Annotated in this window: 19 protein-coding genes and 1 pseudogene; 16 read left to right on the forward strand and 4 right to left on the reverse strand. The window is 66.7% G+C overall.

The annotated features are described in order from the left end of the window. Positions 1-273: 273 nt before the first annotated feature. From hsdR to AB0G13_RS11500, 3 genes are read left to right on the forward strand one after another with little or no spacing between them, the layout of a single operon-like run. A complete protein-coding gene (gene hsdR, locus AB0G13_RS11490; protein WP_357872356.1) occupies positions 274-2,664 on the forward strand; it encodes an EcoAI/FtnUII family type I restriction enzme subunit R in 2,391 nt (796 codons plus the stop codon). Between the two features lie 12 nt (positions 2,665-2,676). Continuing rightward, the gene (locus AB0G13_RS11495) at positions 2,677-4,143 is read left to right on the forward strand and encodes a class I SAM-dependent DNA methyltransferase (RefSeq protein WP_357872359.1); all 1,467 of its coding nucleotides are present in this window, start codon (positions 2,677-2,679) and stop codon (positions 4,141-4,143) included. Next, on the forward strand, positions 4,143-5,864 hold the full coding sequence (locus AB0G13_RS11500; protein WP_357872362.1) for a restriction endonuclease subunit S: 1,722 nt from the start codon (positions 4,143-4,145) through the stop codon (positions 5,862-5,864). The genes AB0G13_RS11495 and AB0G13_RS11500 overlap by 1 nt, the downstream gene beginning before the upstream one ends. Positions 5,865-5,955: 91 nt before the next feature. Here the strand turns inward: AB0G13_RS11500 and AB0G13_RS11505 are convergent. Both AB0G13_RS11505 and AB0G13_RS11510 read right to left on the reverse strand, forming a co-directional pair. Beyond that, positions 5,956-6,201, reverse strand: a pseudogene (locus AB0G13_RS11505) (HAD hydrolase-like protein); the annotation flags it as partial. Positions 6,202-7,070: 869 nt separating this feature from the next. Continuing rightward, positions 7,071-7,493 (reverse strand): GntR family transcriptional regulator, encoded by a 423-nt coding sequence (locus AB0G13_RS11510; protein WP_357872365.1) that lies wholly within the window; start codon positions 7,491-7,493, stop codon positions 7,071-7,073. A 549-nt stretch (positions 7,494-8,042) separates the two neighbouring features. On the opposite strand from AB0G13_RS11510, the gene AB0G13_RS11515 reads away from it, so the two are divergent. From AB0G13_RS11515 to AB0G13_RS11530, 4 genes are all read left to right on the forward strand, one after another. Then, positions 8,043-8,375 carry a hypothetical protein gene (locus tag AB0G13_RS11515; protein ID WP_357872368.1) on the forward strand — a complete coding sequence of 111 codons (333 nt, stop codon included), beginning with the start codon at positions 8,043-8,045 and terminating at the stop codon, positions 8,373-8,375. Then, positions 8,368-8,712, forward strand: a complete 345-nt coding sequence (locus AB0G13_RS11520) for a precorrin-4 C11-methyltransferase (protein ID WP_357872370.1) — start codon at positions 8,368-8,370, stop codon at positions 8,710-8,712. The genes AB0G13_RS11515 and AB0G13_RS11520 overlap by 8 nt, the downstream gene beginning before the upstream one ends. 149 nt (positions 8,713-8,861) lie before the next feature. Beyond that, the gene (locus tag AB0G13_RS11525; protein WP_357872373.1) at positions 8,862-9,683 is read left to right on the forward strand and encodes a GntR family transcriptional regulator; all 822 of its coding nucleotides are present in this window, start codon (positions 8,862-8,864) and stop codon (positions 9,681-9,683) included. Continuing rightward, a complete protein-coding gene (locus AB0G13_RS11530) occupies positions 9,671-10,447 on the forward strand; it encodes a glycosyltransferase (RefSeq protein WP_357872376.1) in 777 nt (258 codons plus the stop codon). Before AB0G13_RS11525 ends, AB0G13_RS11530 begins: the two co-directional genes overlap by 13 nt. Here AB0G13_RS11530 and AB0G13_RS11535 read toward each other — a convergent pair. Further along, positions 10,431-10,877, reverse strand: a complete 447-nt coding sequence (locus AB0G13_RS11535; RefSeq protein WP_357872379.1) for a hypothetical protein — start codon at positions 10,875-10,877, stop codon at positions 10,431-10,433. The genes AB0G13_RS11530 and AB0G13_RS11535 overlap by 17 nt on opposite strands. A 449-nt stretch (positions 10,878-11,326) precedes the next feature. On the opposite strand from AB0G13_RS11535, the gene AB0G13_RS11540 reads away from it, so the two are divergent. The 6 genes from AB0G13_RS11540 (at position 11,327) to AB0G13_RS11565 (ending at position 14,614) form a co-directional block, all read left to right on the forward strand. Next, on the forward strand, positions 11,327-11,722 hold the full coding sequence (locus AB0G13_RS11540; RefSeq protein WP_357872381.1) for a transcriptional regulator: 396 nt from the start codon (positions 11,327-11,329) through the stop codon (positions 11,720-11,722). A 301-nt stretch (positions 11,723-12,023) separates the two neighbouring features. Continuing rightward, positions 12,024-13,616 carry an FtsK/SpoIIIE domain-containing protein gene (locus AB0G13_RS11545; RefSeq protein WP_357872477.1) on the forward strand — a complete coding sequence of 531 codons (1,593 nt, stop codon included), beginning with the start codon at positions 12,024-12,026 and terminating at the stop codon, positions 13,614-13,616. Next, a complete protein-coding gene (locus AB0G13_RS11550) occupies positions 13,613-13,867 on the forward strand; it encodes a hypothetical protein (protein WP_151453819.1) in 255 nt (84 codons plus the stop codon). The genes AB0G13_RS11545 and AB0G13_RS11550 overlap by 4 nt, the downstream gene beginning before the upstream one ends. Before the next feature lie 5 nt (positions 13,868-13,872). Beyond that, complete coding sequence (locus AB0G13_RS11555) at positions 13,873-14,064, forward strand: hypothetical protein (RefSeq protein WP_327030084.1); 192 nt, start codon at positions 13,873-13,875, stop codon at positions 14,062-14,064. After that, positions 14,061-14,204 carry a hypothetical protein gene (locus AB0G13_RS11560; protein ID WP_357872383.1) on the forward strand — a complete coding sequence of 48 codons (144 nt, stop codon included), beginning with the start codon at positions 14,061-14,063 and terminating at the stop codon, positions 14,202-14,204. The genes AB0G13_RS11555 and AB0G13_RS11560 overlap by 4 nt, the downstream gene beginning before the upstream one ends. After that, positions 14,159-14,614: a hypothetical protein gene (locus tag AB0G13_RS11565; RefSeq protein WP_357872386.1), complete on the forward strand. Its 456-nt coding sequence runs from the start codon at positions 14,159-14,161 to the stop codon at positions 14,612-14,614. The genes AB0G13_RS11560 and AB0G13_RS11565 overlap by 46 nt, the downstream gene beginning before the upstream one ends. Before the next feature lie 23 nt (positions 14,615-14,637). On the opposite strand, the gene AB0G13_RS11570 is transcribed toward AB0G13_RS11565, so the two are convergent. Then, the gene (locus tag AB0G13_RS11570; RefSeq protein ID WP_357872388.1) at positions 14,638-14,985 is read right to left on the reverse strand and encodes an ADP-ribosylation/crystallin J1; all 348 of its coding nucleotides are present in this window, start codon (positions 14,983-14,985) and stop codon (positions 14,638-14,640) included. A 101-nt stretch (positions 14,986-15,086) separates the two neighbouring features. Here AB0G13_RS11570 and AB0G13_RS11575 point away from each other — a divergent pair, with 101 nt between their 5' ends. From AB0G13_RS11575 to AB0G13_RS11585, 3 genes are read left to right on the forward strand one after another with little or no spacing between them, the layout of a single operon-like run. Then, the gene (locus tag AB0G13_RS11575) at positions 15,087-16,859 is read left to right on the forward strand and encodes a replication initiator (RefSeq protein ID WP_357872391.1); all 1,773 of its coding nucleotides are present in this window, start codon (positions 15,087-15,089) and stop codon (positions 16,857-16,859) included. Next, positions 16,856-17,041, forward strand: coding sequence for a helix-turn-helix domain-containing protein (locus AB0G13_RS11580; RefSeq protein WP_030329852.1), 186 nt, complete (start codon positions 16,856-16,858; stop codon positions 17,039-17,041). The genes AB0G13_RS11575 and AB0G13_RS11580 overlap by 4 nt, the downstream gene beginning before the upstream one ends. Then, on the forward strand, positions 17,038-18,474 hold the full coding sequence (locus AB0G13_RS11585) for a site-specific integrase (protein ID WP_357872394.1): 1,437 nt from the start codon (positions 17,038-17,040) through the stop codon (positions 18,472-18,474). Before AB0G13_RS11580 ends, AB0G13_RS11585 begins: the two co-directional genes overlap by 4 nt. Positions 18,475-18,490 lie beyond the last annotated feature (16 nt).

Raw genomic sequence — 18,490 nt, forward strand, 5'->3', positions numbered from 1 at the left:
GCCAGCGCACGCCACCCTCCGCTTCGGCGAGCCAGATGACCCGACCGCCGTCGAACAGCACATTGATCTCTGAACGCCCGCCCTCATCAGGACAAGGTTCTAGACCGCACGTCAAGCATGTCCTGGGACGGATCCGTCAAGCATGTGGTGGGACTAGACACCCCTTCAGGCCACGCTTCAGACCTGCAACGACAGACCGCAACGTCGGAAGCTGCCATACCCCTTCGAGCGCCGTATCGCTAACGTGTAGTCAATGGCGGGGAGGCATAGACGGTGACAAACAAGAAGATGCTGAGCGAAGCGGACATTTGCGACCGCTTCATCACGCCTGCGATCATCGAGGCTGGATGGGCATCGAATCGATGGCGTCGGGAGTTCGGGTTCACCGAGGGCAAGATCATTGTTCGCGGCAAGTTGGTGGCCCGCGCGAAGCGGAAGCGCGTAGACTACCTCCTTTTCCATCAGCCGAACCTGCCGATCGCACTGATCGAGGCCAAGGACAACAACAACTCCCTCGGCTCCGGCATGCAGCAGGCACTCGCCTACGCCGAGGCGCTCGACGTGCCATTCGTGTTTAGTTCTAACGGCGATGGGTTCCTATTCCACGACCGGACCGGCACGCTCCCGGAGATCGAGCAGACGCTGAGGCTCAACCAGTTCCCGTCCCCAGATATGTTGTGGGTTCTTTACAAAAAGTGGCGAGGTATTGAGGGTTCTGACGAAGCCCTGATCACGAGTCCTAACTACGCCGAGGTCGGAGGCAAGGAACCCCGGTACTACCAGCAGCTGGCTATCAACCACACAATCGAGGCGGTCGCACGGGGACAACGGCGCATCCTGCTCGCGATGGCCACGGGCACCGGCAAGACCTACACCGTGTTCAACATCATCTGGCGGCTCTGGAAGAACAAGACCGCCAAGCGCGTGCTGTTCCTCGCCGACCGCAACATCCTGGTGGATCAGACGATTCAGAACGACTTCCGACCCTTCGGCGGGGTTATGAAGAAGCTCAACCGGAGCTTGGTCGACCAGCACGGGCGGATCGACACCTCGTATGAGATTTATCTCGGGCTGTACCAGGCGATCATGGGAGGCGAGGGCAGGGAATCGATCTACGACAAGTTCCCGAGAGACTTCTTCGACCTTGTGGTGGTTGACGAGTGCCACCGGGGCAGCGCCGCGGAGGACTCCGCGTGGCGCGAGGTTCTGGCCTACTTCGACTCGGCGATCCAGCTCGGTATGACTGCCACACCGAAGGAAACGAAGTACGTATCGAACATCAACTACTTCGGCGAGCCCGTCTACACCTACTCCCTAAAGCAGGGCATCGAGGACGGCTTCCTTGCGCCCTACAAGGTGGTCCGAATCGACCTAGACCACGACTTGCTGGGTTGGCGGCCGGAGGCGGGCCAGGTCGATGACGCCGGCCAGGTGATCGAGGATCGAATCTACAACCAGCGCGACTACGACCGCGACATTGTGTTCCCAGAGCGGGACCGAACCGTCGCCCAACGGATTAGCTCCTTCCTGCACGGCACGGATCCCATGAACAAGGCGATCGTGTTCTGCCAGAGCATCGACCACGCGGAGCGTATGCGGCAGGCCCTGGTGAACGTGCCGGAGAACGCGCCCCTGGTGCACGCGGATCGTCGCTACGTGATGCGGATCACCGGAGACAACGCGGAGGGCAAGGCGCAGCTGGACAATTTCATCGACCCCAAGCGCCCCTACCCGGTGATCGCGACTACCTCAAAGCTCATGACCACGGGCGTCGACGCCCAGACATGCCATGTGATCGTTCTGGACCAGCGGATTCAGTCGCTCACCGAGTTCAAGCAGATTGTCGGCCGGGGAACACGGCTCCGGCCCGACTATGGCAAGCACTACTTCACCATCCTGGACTTCCGCAAGGCGACCGAGTTGTTCGCCGACCCAGACTGGGACGGCCCCCCGCTGCAGGTGTACGAAGTGCCGGAGGGGGACAAGGACGTCGCCCCGCCTGACCCCGCCCTCGATGAGGAGCCGATCGACGAGGAGATCGACATAGTCCTCGACGATCCCGACCACGTCTACGACGATGCGGAGACGGATGAAGCCGACCGCCACGTCTACGTAGTGAGCGGCGTGAAGTTCACCGTCCTGGCGGAGCGAGTCCAGTACTACGACCGCGACGGCAAGCTCATCACCGAGTCGCTCAAGGACTACACCCGTCGCACCGTCCAAGAGCAGTTTTCTACCCTGGACGAGTTCCTCAAGCGATGGAAGGCCGCCGACCGCAAGCAGGCGATCCTCGACGAACTGCTGGAGCGCGGCGTACTGCTCGATGCCCTGGAGGACGCTACCGACGGGAGGTTTGATCCGTTCGACCTGATCTGCCACGTCGCCTTCGACCAGCCCGCGCTCACCCGCCGAGAGCGGGCTGACGATGTCCGCAAACGTGACGTGTTCGCCAGGTACGGCGAGCAAGCTCGCGAGGTTCTGGCCGCGTTGCTGGACAAGTACGCCGACCAGGGCAATGGGTCGATCGGTCAGATCGAGGTGCTCAAACTGGAACCCTTCCCCCGCCTGGGAACCCCGATCGAGCTGGTCCGTAGATTTGGCGGACGCGACAAGTACCTCGCTGCCCTGCGCGAGCTCGACGCCGCCCTTTATGAGTCCGCCTAACCCGGAGCAACTGTGTCTCTCTCAACGACCATCAAGTCGATCCAGGACATCATGCGCAAGGACGCCGGAGTTGACGGCGACGCCCAGCGCATCGGTCAGCTTGGCTGGATGTTGTTCTTCAAGATCTACAGCGACCTCGAGGCTGAGACGGAGCTTGAGGACGACACCTACGAGTCACCCGTGCCATCGCAGCTGCGGTGGGCCGCGTGGGCCGACGGGACTGCGCTGGGTGCCTCCGCCCCCACCGGCGACGACTTGCTTGCCCTCGTCGACAACACACTGTTCCCCACCTTGAAGAACCTGGACATCGCACAGTTCAGCGGGAAGGCCCGCCCGCGAGCCGAGCTGCTCCGCAATGTGTTCGAGGATGCCTACAACTACATGAAGTCCGGCACGTTGATGCGCCAGGTGATCAACAAGATCAACGACGATATCGACTTCAACGAATCGGCGACGCGCCACACGTTCGGTGACATCTACGAACAGATCCTCAAAGACCTGCAAGGCGCCGGCAACGCCGGGGAGTTCTACACCCCCCGTGCTGCCACCCAGTTCACCGTCGACATGGTGGACCCCCGGCTCGGCGAGACCGTGCTGGATCCAGCCTGCGGCACCGGCGGCTTCCTCACCTGCGCCTACGAGAAGCTGCGCTCTCAGGCGGACACCCCGACCAAGCTCGCGGCACTGAAAGCTAGCGTCCAGGGCGTCGAGAAGAAGTCGCTCCCCCACCTACTGTGCGTCACCAACCTGATGGTTCACGGCATCGAGGTACCCACTGGCATCCGTCATGGGAACACTCTTGCGCGCCCGTTGCGCGACTACGGTCGCCAGGACCAGGTCGACGTGATCGTTACCAACCCGCCGTTCGGTGGGATGGAGGAAGACGGGATCGAGAACAACTTCCCGGCCGAGTTCCGAACCCGAGAGACCGCAGACCTGTTCCTGGTGCTCGTCATGGAACTACTGAAGGACGGTGGCCGAGGTGCCATCGTGCTGCCGGACGGCACCCTGTTCGGCGAGGGCATTAAGACGCGCATCAAGCGCAGACTGCTGGAGGAGTGCAACCTACACACCATCGTCCGGCTACCCAAGGGCGTCTTCGCCCCCTACACGACGATCAAGACGAACATTCTGTTCTTCACCAAGGGCGAGCCCACCAAGGAGACTTGGTTTTACGAGCACCCGTACCCCGACGGCTACAAGAGCTACTCCAAGACCAAGCCCATGCGGATCGAGGAGTTTGCACCCGAGAAAGCGTGGTGGAACGCTCGGGAAGAGAACGAGCGAGCCTGGAAGGTGACAGTTGGCGAAATCGCCGCCGGCGGCTACAACCTCGACATCGCCAATCCGCACGTCGTTGATGCCGGCCACGAAGATCCCGACGTGCTCCTCGCCCGGTACGCCGAAGCCAACGCTGAGGTGGAAGCGGCCCGGGAGTCCCTCCGGGCAACCCTTGCCGAAGCCCTGGTGAGCCACTGATGGACGCCCAGACCTTCTTTGACAACTTTGGCACTCTCGCCGGTGCGCCCAACGGTGTCCACCGACTGAGGGATCTCGTGCTCCGTCTCGCCGTTCGAGGCCGTCTGGTGGGACACGACCCTGCCGACGAGCCAGCAGACGTAATGCTGCGCGCAATCGCGACGGAGGGGCTCGTGACCTTCTCGACGCTTACTGAGCGGGTGACAACGAAAGATGCCCTCTGGAACATCCCCGAAACCTGGCGCTGGGCCCGGCTTAAGGAGGTCTGCGATTTCACGCCGGGACGGACACCGCCGACGAAGGACGCCACGTTTTGGGCGGATGGCGGTGATTACCATTGGGTGACGATCGGTGACATGCCCGACGGCGGCGCGGTCAACGAGACCAATCGATCCGTGAGTGCCAAGGCGCGAGATGAGGTCTTCAGGGGTGAGCCCAACCCCGCAGGGACCATCTTAATGAGCTTTAAGTTGACAATCGGCAAGGTGGCTCGTCTGGCCGTCCCGGCGTTTCACAACGAGGCGATAGTGTCCATCACTTCGCCATTCGAGGCGACGGAGGAGTACCTGTTCCGGGTTCTGCCGCTGCTGACGAAGACAGGCCATAGTAAGGCCGCAATCATGGGAAGCACTCTCAATAAAAAGTCACTGACGAATCTTCTCGTGCCAGTCCCGCCCCTCGTCGAGCAGGAGCGGATCGTGGCGAAGGTGGACGAGTTGATGGGGATGTGCGACAACCTCGAAGTCCGCCGGGAGGGCCGCAAGCGCGCTGTTACCCGATTTCGGGCTTCGGCCCTCGATGCGCTCACTGACGCTGACACTGCCGACGACCTGCGCCGAGCTTGGGAGCGCATCAGTGCCAACTGGTCAACGCTCGTAGACGATGCCGGTTCTATTCATGGTGTTCGCCAGGCCATCCTGCAACTCGCAGTTCAGGGAAAGCTAAGCTCCCGGAACCCAGACGACTTGCCCGCCAAAGACCTCTTGGCTGACATTGCCAAGGAGCGGTCGGAGTTGAAACACCAGAAGGCGCTCTTGGGTGTTCGCTTACCTGCCCTGGCGCCCTGGCTGCCACCGCCACCAATGCCGCTCGGCTGGGAGTGGACAACTCTCGGATCAGTCCTCCGGCACTGCCGGAACGGGACGGGAGCAACGCCAAACAACCGCGGCGTCGGCTATCGCCTCTTACGAATCAGCGCTGGCACGTCGGACCCGAATGGGCTTGTGGACCTTGGGGACCACAAGTACGTGGATATGGATGAAAACGACGCTGCTCCATGCATCCTTGAGGCTGGTGACCTTGTCTCCTGCAGATTCAACGGGAACCTCCGATTCGTAGGGCGGGTCGCAATCGTGCCGCCCCACGATGGCACCTATCTCCACCCCGACAAACTTATTCGAATGAAGGCCATCTCGGTGGATCACGACTTTCTCGCCATCGCCCTCAACTCGGCGGGAACAAGGAGGCAAATCGAAGGCGTGGCGTCAACGACAGCAGGGAATATCGGAATCAACGGCGCTCAGCTTCAAGCGTTGCATATTCCGCTTCCACCACTCGGCGAGCAGGTCAGGATCGCGCAGAGAGTTCGATTCCTATTCGACCTCTGCGCAGAACTGGACCGGTGCATCCCGCCGCGAGACCGTCTCGCGGAAGCGACCGCCGCCGCCTTGGCGCAATCGATGGGCACGCAATCGGCGGCCGCGCCCGTCATTGCTCGATAATGTGTCACCGGCCACAAGGGGGCCGGTCTCCATTGCGGCTGATGGCAGGCCCACATCGGCAGCGTGCGGTGGCTTTGACACCTCAAGGGCCTCAATTCAGGGCAACTGTCTGGCTGGCCTCCGAGTCGCAGCGAGGGCATGCGCCAGCTCGGTCATGTCGGTGACGATCACGTCTGCACCAGCGGCCGCGAGGCGTTCCCGCCTTGCCAGGTTTGTTTGCGTATCCGATGCTCGCGACCCCTGCGGCGCGAGCTGCCTCGACATCAGTCGCTGCGTCACCTACCAGGATGGCCGCGCTGGGGTGAACATTGAGTGCTTCGAGTGCCTGCGCGACTGGGCGCGGGTGGGGGCTTCATCAGGTCGGGGTGGTGGCCGCGGCCGATGATGGCGACGAACGGCGGGCGCGGTCGAGCCGTGCCAGGTAGCTGCCAATAGCAGCGGCCGAATTGTTGCTGACGATCCCCAGGGCACGGCCGGTGGTGTTGCATGCGCGGGTGACCTGCGGAAATGCGGGTGCCTGAAAATCGGAAGGTCGGCGGTTCGACCCCCGCCCCTGGCCACATAGCCTTTCGCCGCGCACAGAGATCCCCACCTGCGGAAACGTCGGTGGGGATCTTGCTGTTTGCGTTCGCCTCGGGCCCGGCCATCCCCGCACCCTCAGCGCCCGCCACAGCCTCGCCGACTGGCGCGGTGAGGCCGGCGACCCAGCCGGCGCCGCCACCGCCCTCGCAACTCCTCACCGACCGGCTGCGGGTCTTCGGGCCCGAGCACCCCCACACCCTCGGCACCCGCCACAGCCTCGCCCTGTGGCAGCGTCGCGCATTAGAAGCATCCGCCCAACCTGCTAAACCAGAGACGAGCCATAGCCAGCACGTGCAACGCCCGTGATCACTTCGCCATCCCGTCTGCCACCGAACCAGCACCGTCAGGTTGGAAGGTGCCTTGGTCCTCACGCTGCGTCGATGGTCACTGACCTCGTTCAGGTCCGGCGAACACGCAGGGTTGTGCTGTAGATGCCCGGTCCGGTGAATCCCACTCGCTGTTGACCGCCACATCGGGCACGGATCGGCACGGGCGCCGTTTCGGTTACCATCCGCTGCTCACCAGGGCCAGGGCCAGGGCGGCAGCGGCCGGCGCGCGCCCTGGCGGCGGCGCGTGCGGCCCGCTCAGGGCCGCCTTGAGGATGTATCGAAGGTGCGTACGTACCTACTGGTTCGATTGAAGTAGTCGGTAGGTTCTGACGACTGTTCCGACGGCTCCATTTGTTCGGGTGACCCTCTGTTGTTCGATCAGGGTCGCGCCCACATCGACAGCGAAGAGGGCTGCAAGCTCCGGGTCCGCGGGGATCTGGCGTTTTCGTGTTTCCGGTTCGGAACCCTGGTCTAGCCCGCTCTCGTGCCGCCGGGGATTGGCGTAGGTGCCGCGGCCGTGTTCGGTAGCGACCAAGTCCGCTTCCCGCAAGACCGCTATTGCCTGGCGGATTGTGCCGCGACTCGCCCGGAACTCGGTGGTGAGCGTGCTCTCGGTCGGCAGGAGAGTGCCCGGCGGGATGATACCGCTCTCGATGCGTTCCCTCAGCTCGTCGGCGATGACGCGGTAGCGGGGCTGTCCGTAGTGCGGGGTGGGCACCTGCTCACCGTACCTGGCACTTGTCTTACCAAGTGCCAACCAAGTGACTCGTTTCGACGTCTAGACAACTCATCCACTTGTAGATACGTTTCCTTGTGTGCGGCCGGGGTGACGGCACGTATCAGGGGTGGTGTCGCACCTGCCCTGGCCGCACCCGACGCGCGGCGTCTTGTTGGACCGGTTGCGGTAGCCGCGCGTACAAGTTGGCTCGGCGATACCCGACCCGTCTGCGTCGGACGGTGCGCCGTGCCTTCATCCGGGCCGGTGGCTGGCCGCCTTCCCCGTGGCTGGCCGCCGGTCCCCGCCTAACTGTGGAGGTGCAATGTCCGGCTCTCATCGTCGGCGCCGCTGGTTCTCGTCCTGGCGCTCCTGGTGGCGTCCGTCGACCCGAGCCGCCGGCACCAATGCTTTGGCGAGTGCACGCCCCGTTTCTTTCCCGCCTTCGCAACGGTGGTTCGCGGGGCCAACGAGGGAGTTGCCCGCGCTGCGGTATGCGCCACTGATGACGCGGGCGCAGCTCTACCGGGGCAACGGTGGGCGGTGGCCACGGTGAGCCGCACGAGCAGACCAGCCGACGTGACGAGCCACCCGGCCTGGTGTGTCCCGGATCGCTGCGGCCACCTGGTGCCGCCGCTGATGACGCACATGGCCCGCCGCCATCGCGGCCCGATGTGCCGGGTCGGCGACCTCCGGGCGGGCGGGCTCATCGTTACGTACCTCATCGGTGCCGATGTCCGGGCGCCCTTGATCGCGGTTCATGCGACGTGCCGGGCCGGGAACGCCTGGGCGGAGTTGCCGTTGCCGCAGGTTGCCCAACTGGTCGAGACGCTCCGCGGACTGCTGGAGCAAGCTGGCAGCCACCAGGGGGCCGACGATGAGTGAGGGCGAACCCATGACGAAGCGTCGGCCGACGTCGTCGATCGTGCCGGTTGTGTGCCCGGTGTGGTGCCGGGGCTGCGGACCCAACGACCCAATGCACCGGGGTTTCCTGTCCACCGTTGGGCGGGAGCGGACCGGCTGGGTCAGCGTGCAACTGCTTGTTGACCGGTTCGCGCGCCGGGACCTGGCCGTGAAACTCGACGCGACCCGCTATGGCGCAACTCAGACCGTGCTCCTGTCGCCGGCGCAGGTGGACCGGCTCATTGACGAGCTGACGCAAGCCCGTCTGGCCATGCTGCCGGCGCTTGGGCGAGACGAAAGGACCGGGGAAGAGCGGTGAACACCAACAGCCGTCGGGGCGTAGCCGCCCCTCGTGCTTCCGGCCCTCGCCGTGAGCAGGCACCGCGAGCGGCGGTAACGGTCCCTCCGGTTCCCGAGCGGCCGGCAGGCGGGACCACCTGGCAGACGTTGGAACGTCTAGGGGGTACGGTGACCGGTGTGCATGGCCGGGACTGGCGCCCTCGCTACCTGCAACTCGCGGAGGAGTTGCGGGCGAAAATCATGAGCGGTGAGCTGGCACCGGGCACGCTGATGCCGAGCGAGACCGAGTTGGCCGAGTCGTCCGGCCTGTCCCGTACCAGCGTCCGCAACGCCATCCGGCAGCTCCGGGAATGGGGCTTGGTCCGGGCGGAGCAGGGGCGCGGCACCTACGTGCGGGCACCCCGCCAGCGGGTACGTCGTCGTAACACCGAGCGGTACCAGTGGGAGAAGGATCGCGTCCTGCTCGACGAGGCCGAGCGGCTGAAGACCGGCGCCACCGAGCACGACACCGGCCTGACCGTCGATGACCTAAAGTTCCACGCCGAGTACTCCCGGGTGAACGCCGATGAGGAGATGGCGGCGGCGTTGCGTGTCGAGCCGGGTACGCCGTTGCTGCGCCGGGTCTACTGGACGTCTTCCCGGCACGAGAACGCGCCGCTGACGGTGTCGTACTCCTACCTGCCGTATGACCTGGTGGCCGCGAACCCGGACCTGCTCGACGAGGGCAAGGAACCGTGGCCGGGAGGTACGCAGCACCAGCTCTACACCCTCGGCATCGAGCTAGACCGCATCGACGACGAAGTCAGGGCGCGTCCGCCGTCGCCCGATGAGGCCGAGCTGCTGGACATCGACCCGGGCGTCTCCGTGCTCACCGTGCGGAAGACCTCGGTCGACACCACTGGCCGCGTCGTCGAGGTCGCCGACGTGGTGATGCCGGGCGACCGCACCGAGCTTGTCTACTCCCACAAACTCCAGCGGTGGAAAACTTGACGCAGCTCGTCTCGGTCATCACTCCGGTCCACGCGCCCAGCATCGAGTACCTCGCTGGCGCGTACGAGTCGTTGGCCAAGCAGGAGATGCCTGACGGCTGGGACTGGCAATGGCTCGTCCAGGAGGACGGCCAGACCGGCGCCCTGGTCGACGCGCTGCCCGATGATCCCCGGATCAGTCATGGCACCGGCCGCCCCGGCGGGCCTGGCGTGGCTCGTACCCTCGCGCTTTCCCGAGTTTCCGGCGAACTCATCAAGGTCCTGGACGCCGACGACCAGTTGACTCCCGGCGCGCTCGCTCGGGACATCGCCGCGTTCGAGGCGCACCCGCAGATCGGTTGGGCTACCTCGCGGGTGCTCGATCTGCTGCCCGACGGGTCGACGGCCGGATGGGACCAGGATCCAGCCGGCGGGGTCGTCGACTGCGGTTCGGTCCTGTCGTTCTGGCAGGCCAACGGCTATCGCGCGTCCGTGCATCCGGCGACGCTGTGCCTGCGTCGGGATCTGGTCTTCGCCCTGGGCGGCTGGATGGCCCTGCCCGCCTCGGAGGACACCGGCCTTCTGCTCGCCGCGAACGCTGTCAGTGAGGGCTACTTCACCCGCGAATACGGCCTGCTCTACCGCAAGTGGCCCGGCCAGGTCACCAGCCAGCCTGCGCACCGGGAACCTGCTGAGTATCAGGGACGGATGAAGATCATCGAGGCCAGAGCTAACGCCCTGGCCTCGATGCTCCCGCACGGCCTTCCGCTCACGCCTCCGGCGTAGCCTCGTGTCCCGGCATACCGTGAGTGCGGCGCCGCTGCTTCATCTCCGCTTCATAGATGTGCCGCCGTCCGCCGGCTAGCCTCTCCCGCGCGTCCCGCTCGATCTCCTGGAACGCTGCGTAGTAACCGTCGTCGAACTCCTCCATGATCTGGAACGTCCACCGGCCGGGTAGCACGTTGCGCCCCAACAGCTCATGCTCGACCCGGTCGGCCACCTCGTCGTGCCCGGCGTCTCGCAGTAACTCCACCACCCGGTCGAGCGTGAGATCGGCTCCGCCGACGAGCTGGTGCGCCGAGTAAAGATGCCCTCTTACCCGGTGGATCGTCTCTAGAGCCTTACTCAGTTCGCCCAGCGCCTCGACAGTCGTATCGTCAAGCCCGGATGGACGTGCGTGCTCATCGCCAGTCTCTGAATTTCTCTGACTTGACATGGCCCGCTCCTACCCGAAATAAGGCCCTTCAATCCTCCCTGCCTTATTGGCCCGGGGCCTGACCCTACTGAGCTGCGGGAATAACCTGCCAAGAGATCAGCAGGACTAGCAGAATGCAAATTACCACCCTCTGCGTTATGTGCAGCGAGAGATTTAGCGTGAACATGTAGCCTCCGGTCTTTTCCTGGCCGCCCGGCCTCTGTTGGTTGGTCTCGAAATTACTGAGACCGTCGGCTTGATGCAAGAGGCTCGAACAAACTGCTTATAACAAACAAATAAATAACCGTCACCGAGTCGGATATTTTTATGACCTTGGTGTCGTATTCGGTGGCGTCATATCGGGCTGATCGAACATATCGGTCGAGGGAAGGTTGTTGACTTGTCTGCCAAGTGCCGTCTACCTTGGTGTCTCAACTTGGCAGACATGCCAACAACCTGGAGGTTGAGCGATGGCTCTGCGTGGCGGTACGAGATTCGCCGTGCGTTGTGAGGACGTGTTCCCGGCGGGATGCGCCCTGGTCCCCGAGTCCCTCGGTGAGGTCGAGGACTACGACGAGAAGACCGGCCGGCGCAGCCCGGCGAAGGACAAGCTGACCGGCCAGCGGGTGTGGCAGGTCCGCGTGATGGACCTCGACCCGGAGCTTGGGAAGCGGTCGCGAGAAACGACGGTAAAGATCTCGGCGGACTACCAGCCGGTTCCGCCGACGGGCGCCCCGTTCGAGGCGGTGGAGTTCGAGGGCATGACGGTCACGCCGTACGTGTCGAACAACGGTCGGATGGCGTACTCGCTGCGGGCGACCGGGATGCGTGCCCCGGCGGGCTTGGCCAGTAAGGCGGCGGCGTAGCCGCATCTGGTGGGGGCGGGGCTGTCAGGTCTTGGCGGACGGCAGCCCCGCCCTCTGTCTCTTCCCCCTGCTCTGTCGAGAGAGGTAGTGACGTGTCCAAGCGTAGGCGTTCGGCTGCCCAGGCTCAGCCTCGGTGCGGCGTGTGCCAGTCCCGGTTCGACCCGGCCGGCGGCGCGGCTGACCGGTGCCCGCTCTGCGTCGGGCAGCTCGTTCTTCCCCTTCCTGCGGTCCGCGATGCGTCGGGCCGGTTCGTGTCGCTGCGGGGTGCGCGATGATGCGCCGGCGCCGTGGCGGGGTAGTGATGGTGACCGCCGGGGATCTGATGGTGATCCGGCCGAAGCGGTTCAAGCTGCCGATGTGGGCGGTCATGCTCGGCCTGGTGCTGCGCTGGCTCGCCCTGGCCTGCTGGTGGTGCCTCCGTCACCCGGTCACCGTGGGCCTGGCCGTGCTCGCCGTCGTCCTCTACGCCGACTACGGCTGGGCGGGTCTGGTCGTACCGCTGGTCCTGGCGTTAGCGCTGTCTGCGGTGTGGCGGTGGCGCGACGAGGCGTCCTGGTGGCGGTGGTGCGCGGGGCCGCTGCTCGGCCGGTTCCGTCAGGTCTTCGTGTACCGACGCGCGTGGGGTGAGGCCATGACCCTGTGCGGCCTCGCCGAGACGTACGACCATCAGGCCGTCTTTCCTGAGCTGCGGCGGGTGCGTTCGGATCAGGCCGTCGACGTGCTGACCATCCGCATGGTCCGCGGGCAGACCCCGGCCGACTTCCAACGGGTCACGGCGAACCTCGCGTACGCCTTCGGCCGGCGTCACGCCCGCGTCTACTCCGAGCGGCCCGACGACCTGCCGAACCGGACCGGCTATTGGGCGGTGCTGCTGGGGATGGTGGATCGGGTGCGGTTCCGGGACCGGCCGACCGTGGTCTACCTGGTGATTGTCCGTACCGATGCCCTGCGACCGGTGGTGGCACCCTTCGAGGCTCCGGCCGTCCCGGACTTCACCGCGCTGCCGCTGGCGCGGCGGGAAGACCTGGGCGTCTGGTCGCTGCACCTGCTCGCCACGCACGTCCTCATCGGCGGGGCCACCCGGTCCGGTAAGGGCTCGGTGTTGTGGTCGCTGGTTCGCTCCCTGGCTGGCGGGATCGCCTCCGGCCTGGTGCGGCTCTGGGTGATCGACCCCAAGGGCGGGATGGAGTTCGCCATGGGCCGACCGATGTTCGCCCGGTTCGCCTGCAAGTCGTTCGAGGCCATGGCCGATCTGCTCGATGAGGCCGTGACGGTGATGCGGGAACGTCAGACCCGGCTCGCCGGCACGGTCCGGGTGCACACCCCGACCGAAGCTGACCCCCTGGTCGTGGTTGTGGTCGACGAGATGGCCGCGCTGACCGCGTACCTGCAAGACGCCGATCTGCGGAAGCGCATCGCCGGATCGCTCGGGTTGCTGCTGTCGCAGGGTGCCGGGGTCGGGGTCCTTGTGGTGGCCGCGTTGCAGGACCCTCGCAAGGAGGTGCTGCCGTTCCGGGACCTGTTCCCGACTCGCATCGCGCTCGGGCTCACGGAGGCGGCTCAGGTCGACCTCGTGTTGGGCGAGGGTGCCCGTAACCGGGGTGCCCTGGCTGACCAGTTGCCCCGATGGGCCAAGGGCGTCGGGTACGTGATCCTCGACGGCACCCCCGAACCCCTGCGCGTCCGCTTCTCGTACATCAGCGACGACGACATCCGCGACATGGCGCGGCAGTACCCGGCACCGGTCGACGCGTCGGACATCCTCGCCCAGGTCGGCCGCGAGTCGGCTCCGGAACCGGTGCGCCCTCCTCTGCCCCGCAAGCCGTCCGGGCCGCTGCTGCCCGAGTCTCTGCGGAACCTCCTCGACCGGGACAGCGGGGGTGATCCGCGGTGACCGCCACCCCGAATGGCCGCCGGTTCTACCGGCTCCGCACCCCCGAACCGACCACCGCCGTCTCCGTCCGGGTCGACCCCGAACGGCCCGACCCGTACCCGGTCTATCTGGCGGTCGGCGCGGGCCGGCGACGGATGTCCCTGACCCCCGACGAGGCGTGGGCGCTGTGGCGCTGCCTCTCCGAAGCCGTCGCCACGCTCGGCACCCCTCCCGACTACATCCGCACCGACATCCGACCGGCCCGGAGGTAACCGCCATGACCACTCTCACCCGCTTCATCAACCGGCTCCGGCGTCCGCTGCGCATCCAGCTCGTCGGCCCCGCCGACCAGACCGCCGCCGCCCTGCACGGCCTGGCGCAGATGGTCAACCGCCGCCGCGACATGAACGACCGGCGCATCCGCATCGACGTGACCATCCGCGAGAAGCCGTTGGAGGAGTGGCGATGACCGAGCGCACCGAATCCGCGGTACGCCTGGTGATCCTGCTCGCCATCGGCACGATGGCCGGCGCCGCTGCCTTCACCACGTTCACGACCTGTCCGTGGCCCACGGCCAACCGCACTGGATCGGCTGGGCCAACGCCGTAGCCGTCGAACTGATGGCGATCTACCTCGGGCTCGAACTCCGCGCCCGCCGTCGTGCCCGCCGCCCGGTCGGCCTGGTCGCCTCGCTGCTCGTCGCGTTCGCGCTGCTGTCCCTCGCCGCCCAGGTCGCCGAAGCGGAACACTCGGTGTGGGGCTGGATCGTGGCGGCCGTACCGTCCCTGGCGTTCCTCGCCCTGGTGAAGGTCGTCCTGTCCAACGCCCCGGTCACCCCGCCCACCCCCGAACCGGACCAGCCGCCGGTCGACTGGACCCATGAGGTCCCGGAGCAGGTCGTCACCGCGCCCGAACCGCAGCGACCGGCTGAGCCGACCGTGCCCGCCCCGGCCGCCGTGCTGCCTCCGCTCGGCGTCGTCCAGCCCAACCGGCCCCAGGTCGTCGGGATCATCCGATGACGGCCATGCCCGCCGCCGTCCGGCTACCGGAACTCGTGCACGACCTCGATCAGCCCGACGAGGTGCGCGTTGAACTCGTCCAGTTCCTCGGTTGGAACCCACAGCATCGGAGCGGCGGATCCGCCGAAGGACCGTGTCGAGTAGCGGGCCAGGAAGCCTGTCTCGACGTGGAAGCGGGCTACGCAGCGCGCGGGTCCGAACAAGCTCCAGTCTCGGGCGGCCCTGATCGCGAAGTCCTCGCTGAGGATCGGAAAGAAGTGCGTTCGGTCTGGCGGGAGTGCCGGCCACCTGCGCCAACCAGTCTCGCGGACGAGGTTGAGTTCCTGCTGTCCCATGGGGCGCCACAGCACCGTCGTTCCGTCGCTGCTCATGTCGCCCTCGCCGCTGTGGTCGGTCGCGGTAGCAGACAGTACCGCTACTGCCGGGCCGAACGTTCACGCCGTCTCCTGCCCGGTCAGCCGGAGGTGTGCCGATGACTACGGAGACCTTGCCTGGCCTCGAACCTGCCCCGACCCCGGCTGCTGTTCCTCGGCCGGGGTCGCGGGCGGCCCGCATGGCGCTGCCCCGTTCGGTCGATGTGCTCAAGGAGATCGCGGCTGAGTACGGCGTCTGTGTCCGCCCTCTGGCCATGCGCCGCACCGATCTCGACACCGGCCTGACGGAGGTCATCGACCTGCCCTGCGGGGCGACCCGTGAGGACAAGTGCGCGCCGTGCGCGAAGAAGAACCGCCGACTGCGGCAGGCCCAGATCCGGGAGGGCTGGCACCGCGACAACGAGCCACTACCCGGCCCGGAACCCGCGACCGAGGAACAGAAGTCGCTGATCCTGCTCAGGGCACACTTCGAGTTCGCCCGGGACGAAGCATGCCGGGCCAGCCAGTACGACCAGGTCGCCGACCTCGACGAGGCCATCCGCGAGGTAGAAGAGGGCATCGCTGCGGAAGGGCTGCGCGGTCGCGTCGGGCCACCCCACGGCGGCGTCGACGAGGACTCCGACGACGAGCCTGGCCGCCGGCGCAAGCGCTCGACCAGGCGGCGTCAGGATGCCCCCGACCTGCCCCGGCGCAAGGTCGAGCGGCGCACCGTCGGCAAGACCTACACCGCCCCCGACGGCTCGACCTTCCGGCCGTCAATGTGGCTGACGCTCACGCTCGACTCGTACGGGCCGGTCCGCCCGGACGGCACCCCGGTCGACCCCGACCGGTACGACTACCGCCGCGCCGCCTGGGACGCCGTGCACTTCCCCCGGCTGCTCGACCGGTTCTGGCAGAACCTTCGCCGCTGCGAGGGCTGGAACGTCCAGTACGCCGGCTGCGTCGAGCCCCAACGCCGACTCGCCCCACACGCGCACTTCGCCATCCGCGGCACCATCCCCCGCGACGTGCTCCGCACCGTAGCCGCCGCGACCTACCACCAGGTGTGGTGGCCGAGCGTGGATGTCCAGCGGTACACCCTCGACCGGCTCCCGGTTTGGGACGAGCAGGCGGCGGCATGGGTCGACCCGGACACCCGGGAGCCGCTGACCACCTGGACGGAAGCACTCGACGCCATCGACGACGACCCGGACGCCGAACCCGTGCACGTCGTCCGCTTCGGCACCCAGGTCGACGCACGCGGCGTCATGCCCGGCACCGTCGACGCAGAGCGGACCATCCGGTACGTCACGAAGTACATCACCAAGCACACCGGCGACTGCCACAAGGCGACCACCGACCGGCAGCGCAAGCACCTCGACCGGCTCTGGCAGCAACTCCAGCTGACACCGTGCACCGACCGTTGCGCGAACTGGCTGCTGTACGGCGTTCAGCCGAAGAAGGCGCACGCGAGGCTCAAGCCGGGCCGCTGCAAGGGAAAGGTCCACCAGCGGGACACCCTCGGCATCGGCGGGCGGTGCATCCTCATCTCCCGCGACTGGTCCGGAAAGACCCTCGCCGACCACAAACACGACGCGCGTGCCTGGGTGCGGGCACTGCTCGGCGCCACCACCGACAGCGGCGCGGCCGAGACCGGTCAGGTCGTCGACGACCAGGGCGTCACCGCCGACCGGGTCCGGCACGCCTGGGAACTCGCCCGACCCGACGACCCCGACGTGGGACCCCTGTCCCACCGGCTCATGCGGTCGATCAGCGAACGCGCCCGCTGGCGGTCCGAACTGCTTGCCGCCAAGGACCGGGCCGCGCAGGGGTCACCAGAACTTTCGGCAACTCAGCACAGCGCACAGCACCACGGGGAGGAAAGACAGTGAACGAGGAGTTGTTGACCGTGCCGGAAGTGCTCGCCGAGCTGCGCGTACCGCGCTCGACCTGGTTCTACTGGCGGCAGACCGGCAAGGGACCACGGGTGATCAAGCTCCCGAACGGGCAGCTGCGGGTCCGCCGGTCGGCGCTCGGTCGGTGGCTCGGTGACCTGGAGCAGGACGCGGCGTGAAGAGCTACGAGGTCCAGATCTGGGAGATTGGCAAGCGCGCTGACCGGAAGGCTCGGCCGTGGCGGGTTCGCTGGGCGGTTAGCAGCCAGCGCTTCGAGGAGATGTTCCGTACCAAGGCTTTGGCGCACTCGTTCCGCGCCGAGCTGGTCCAGGCGGCCAACGCGGGGGAGCCCTTCGACCCGGCCACCGGCCGCCCGGTCTCGGAGGCAAGAACCAAGAACCCCACCACGTGGTACGCGCACAGCCGCGCGTACGTCGAGATGAAGTGGCCCCGGGCGGCGGCCAAGACCCGGCGGTCGATCGTCGAGGCGCTGACCTCGATCACGGTGACCCTGACCCGGCCGACAAAGCGGGGCCGACCGGATGACGCGCTGCTTCGTGAGGCGCTGTACCTCTACGGGCTGAACCCGCGTCGGTGGTCCGACGAGATCCCGGCCGACCACGCGGCGGTGCTGGCCTGGCTGGAAACCGCGTCCCTGCCGGTCGTCGAGCTGGACTCGCCCGCGGTGGTCCGCCGCGTCCTGGACAGCCTGTGCGTACGCCTCGACGGCAAGCCTGCGGCCGCCTCCACCGTCCAGCGCAAGCGGGCCACCTTCTACAACGCGCTCGGGTATGCCGTCGAGCTGGAGCTGATCGCCTCCAACCCGGTCGACCGGGTGCAGTGGACCGCCCCCGAGGTGGCGCAGTCCATCGACCGGCGGGTGGTGGCGAATCCTGCCCAGGTCGCCACGCTGCTGGAGGCGGTGAAATCTCTCGGCAAACGGGCCGACAAGGTCACCGCGTTCTTCGGCTGCCTCTACTACGCGGGGATGCGGCCCTCCGAGGCGGCAGACCTACGGCGAGAGGACTGCGACCTTCCCGGCCGATGCGTCGACTGTGCGGCCGACTTCGACGACCTGGCGGCGGTCAAGCCTTCCGGGTCCTGCAACCACGAAAAGATCGAATACCGCTGGGGTCGGCTGGTGCTCGCCGGGACCGCCCCGCGCGCCGGGTCGCACTGGACCGATGACGGCGGCTCCCACGAACGGCGCGGCCTCAAGCACCGGGGTCGGCAGGAAACCCGGACGGTCCCGATCCCGCCTCGGCTCGTCGAGCTGCTGGCGGCGCACGTCGAAAACCACAGTGTCGGCCCGGACGGTCGCTTTTTCCGGGGCCTGCACGGTGGGCCGCTCTCCGAGTCGGTGTACGACCGGTGGTGGAAGCTCGCCCGGGAGAAGGCGCTGACCGAATCGCAGGTCGCCTCGCCGCTCGTCCGCAGGCCCTACGACCTACGCCACGCGGCGGCCTCGCTCTGGCTGAATGCCGGCGTCCCGCCGACCGAGGTCGCCCGGCGCCTGGGCCACGGCGTGGCTGTCCTGCTCCGCGTCTACGCCAACTGCATCGACGGCGGCGACGACACCATGAACGACAAGATCGGCGACGCCCTCGGATGATCCACGACGCCCGCCC

It is taken from the genome of Micromonospora sp. NPDC023633, from assembly GCF_040640035.1.
In the GTDB taxonomy this organism is placed as follows: domain Bacteria; phylum Actinomycetota; class Actinomycetes; order Mycobacteriales; family Micromonosporaceae; genus Micromonospora.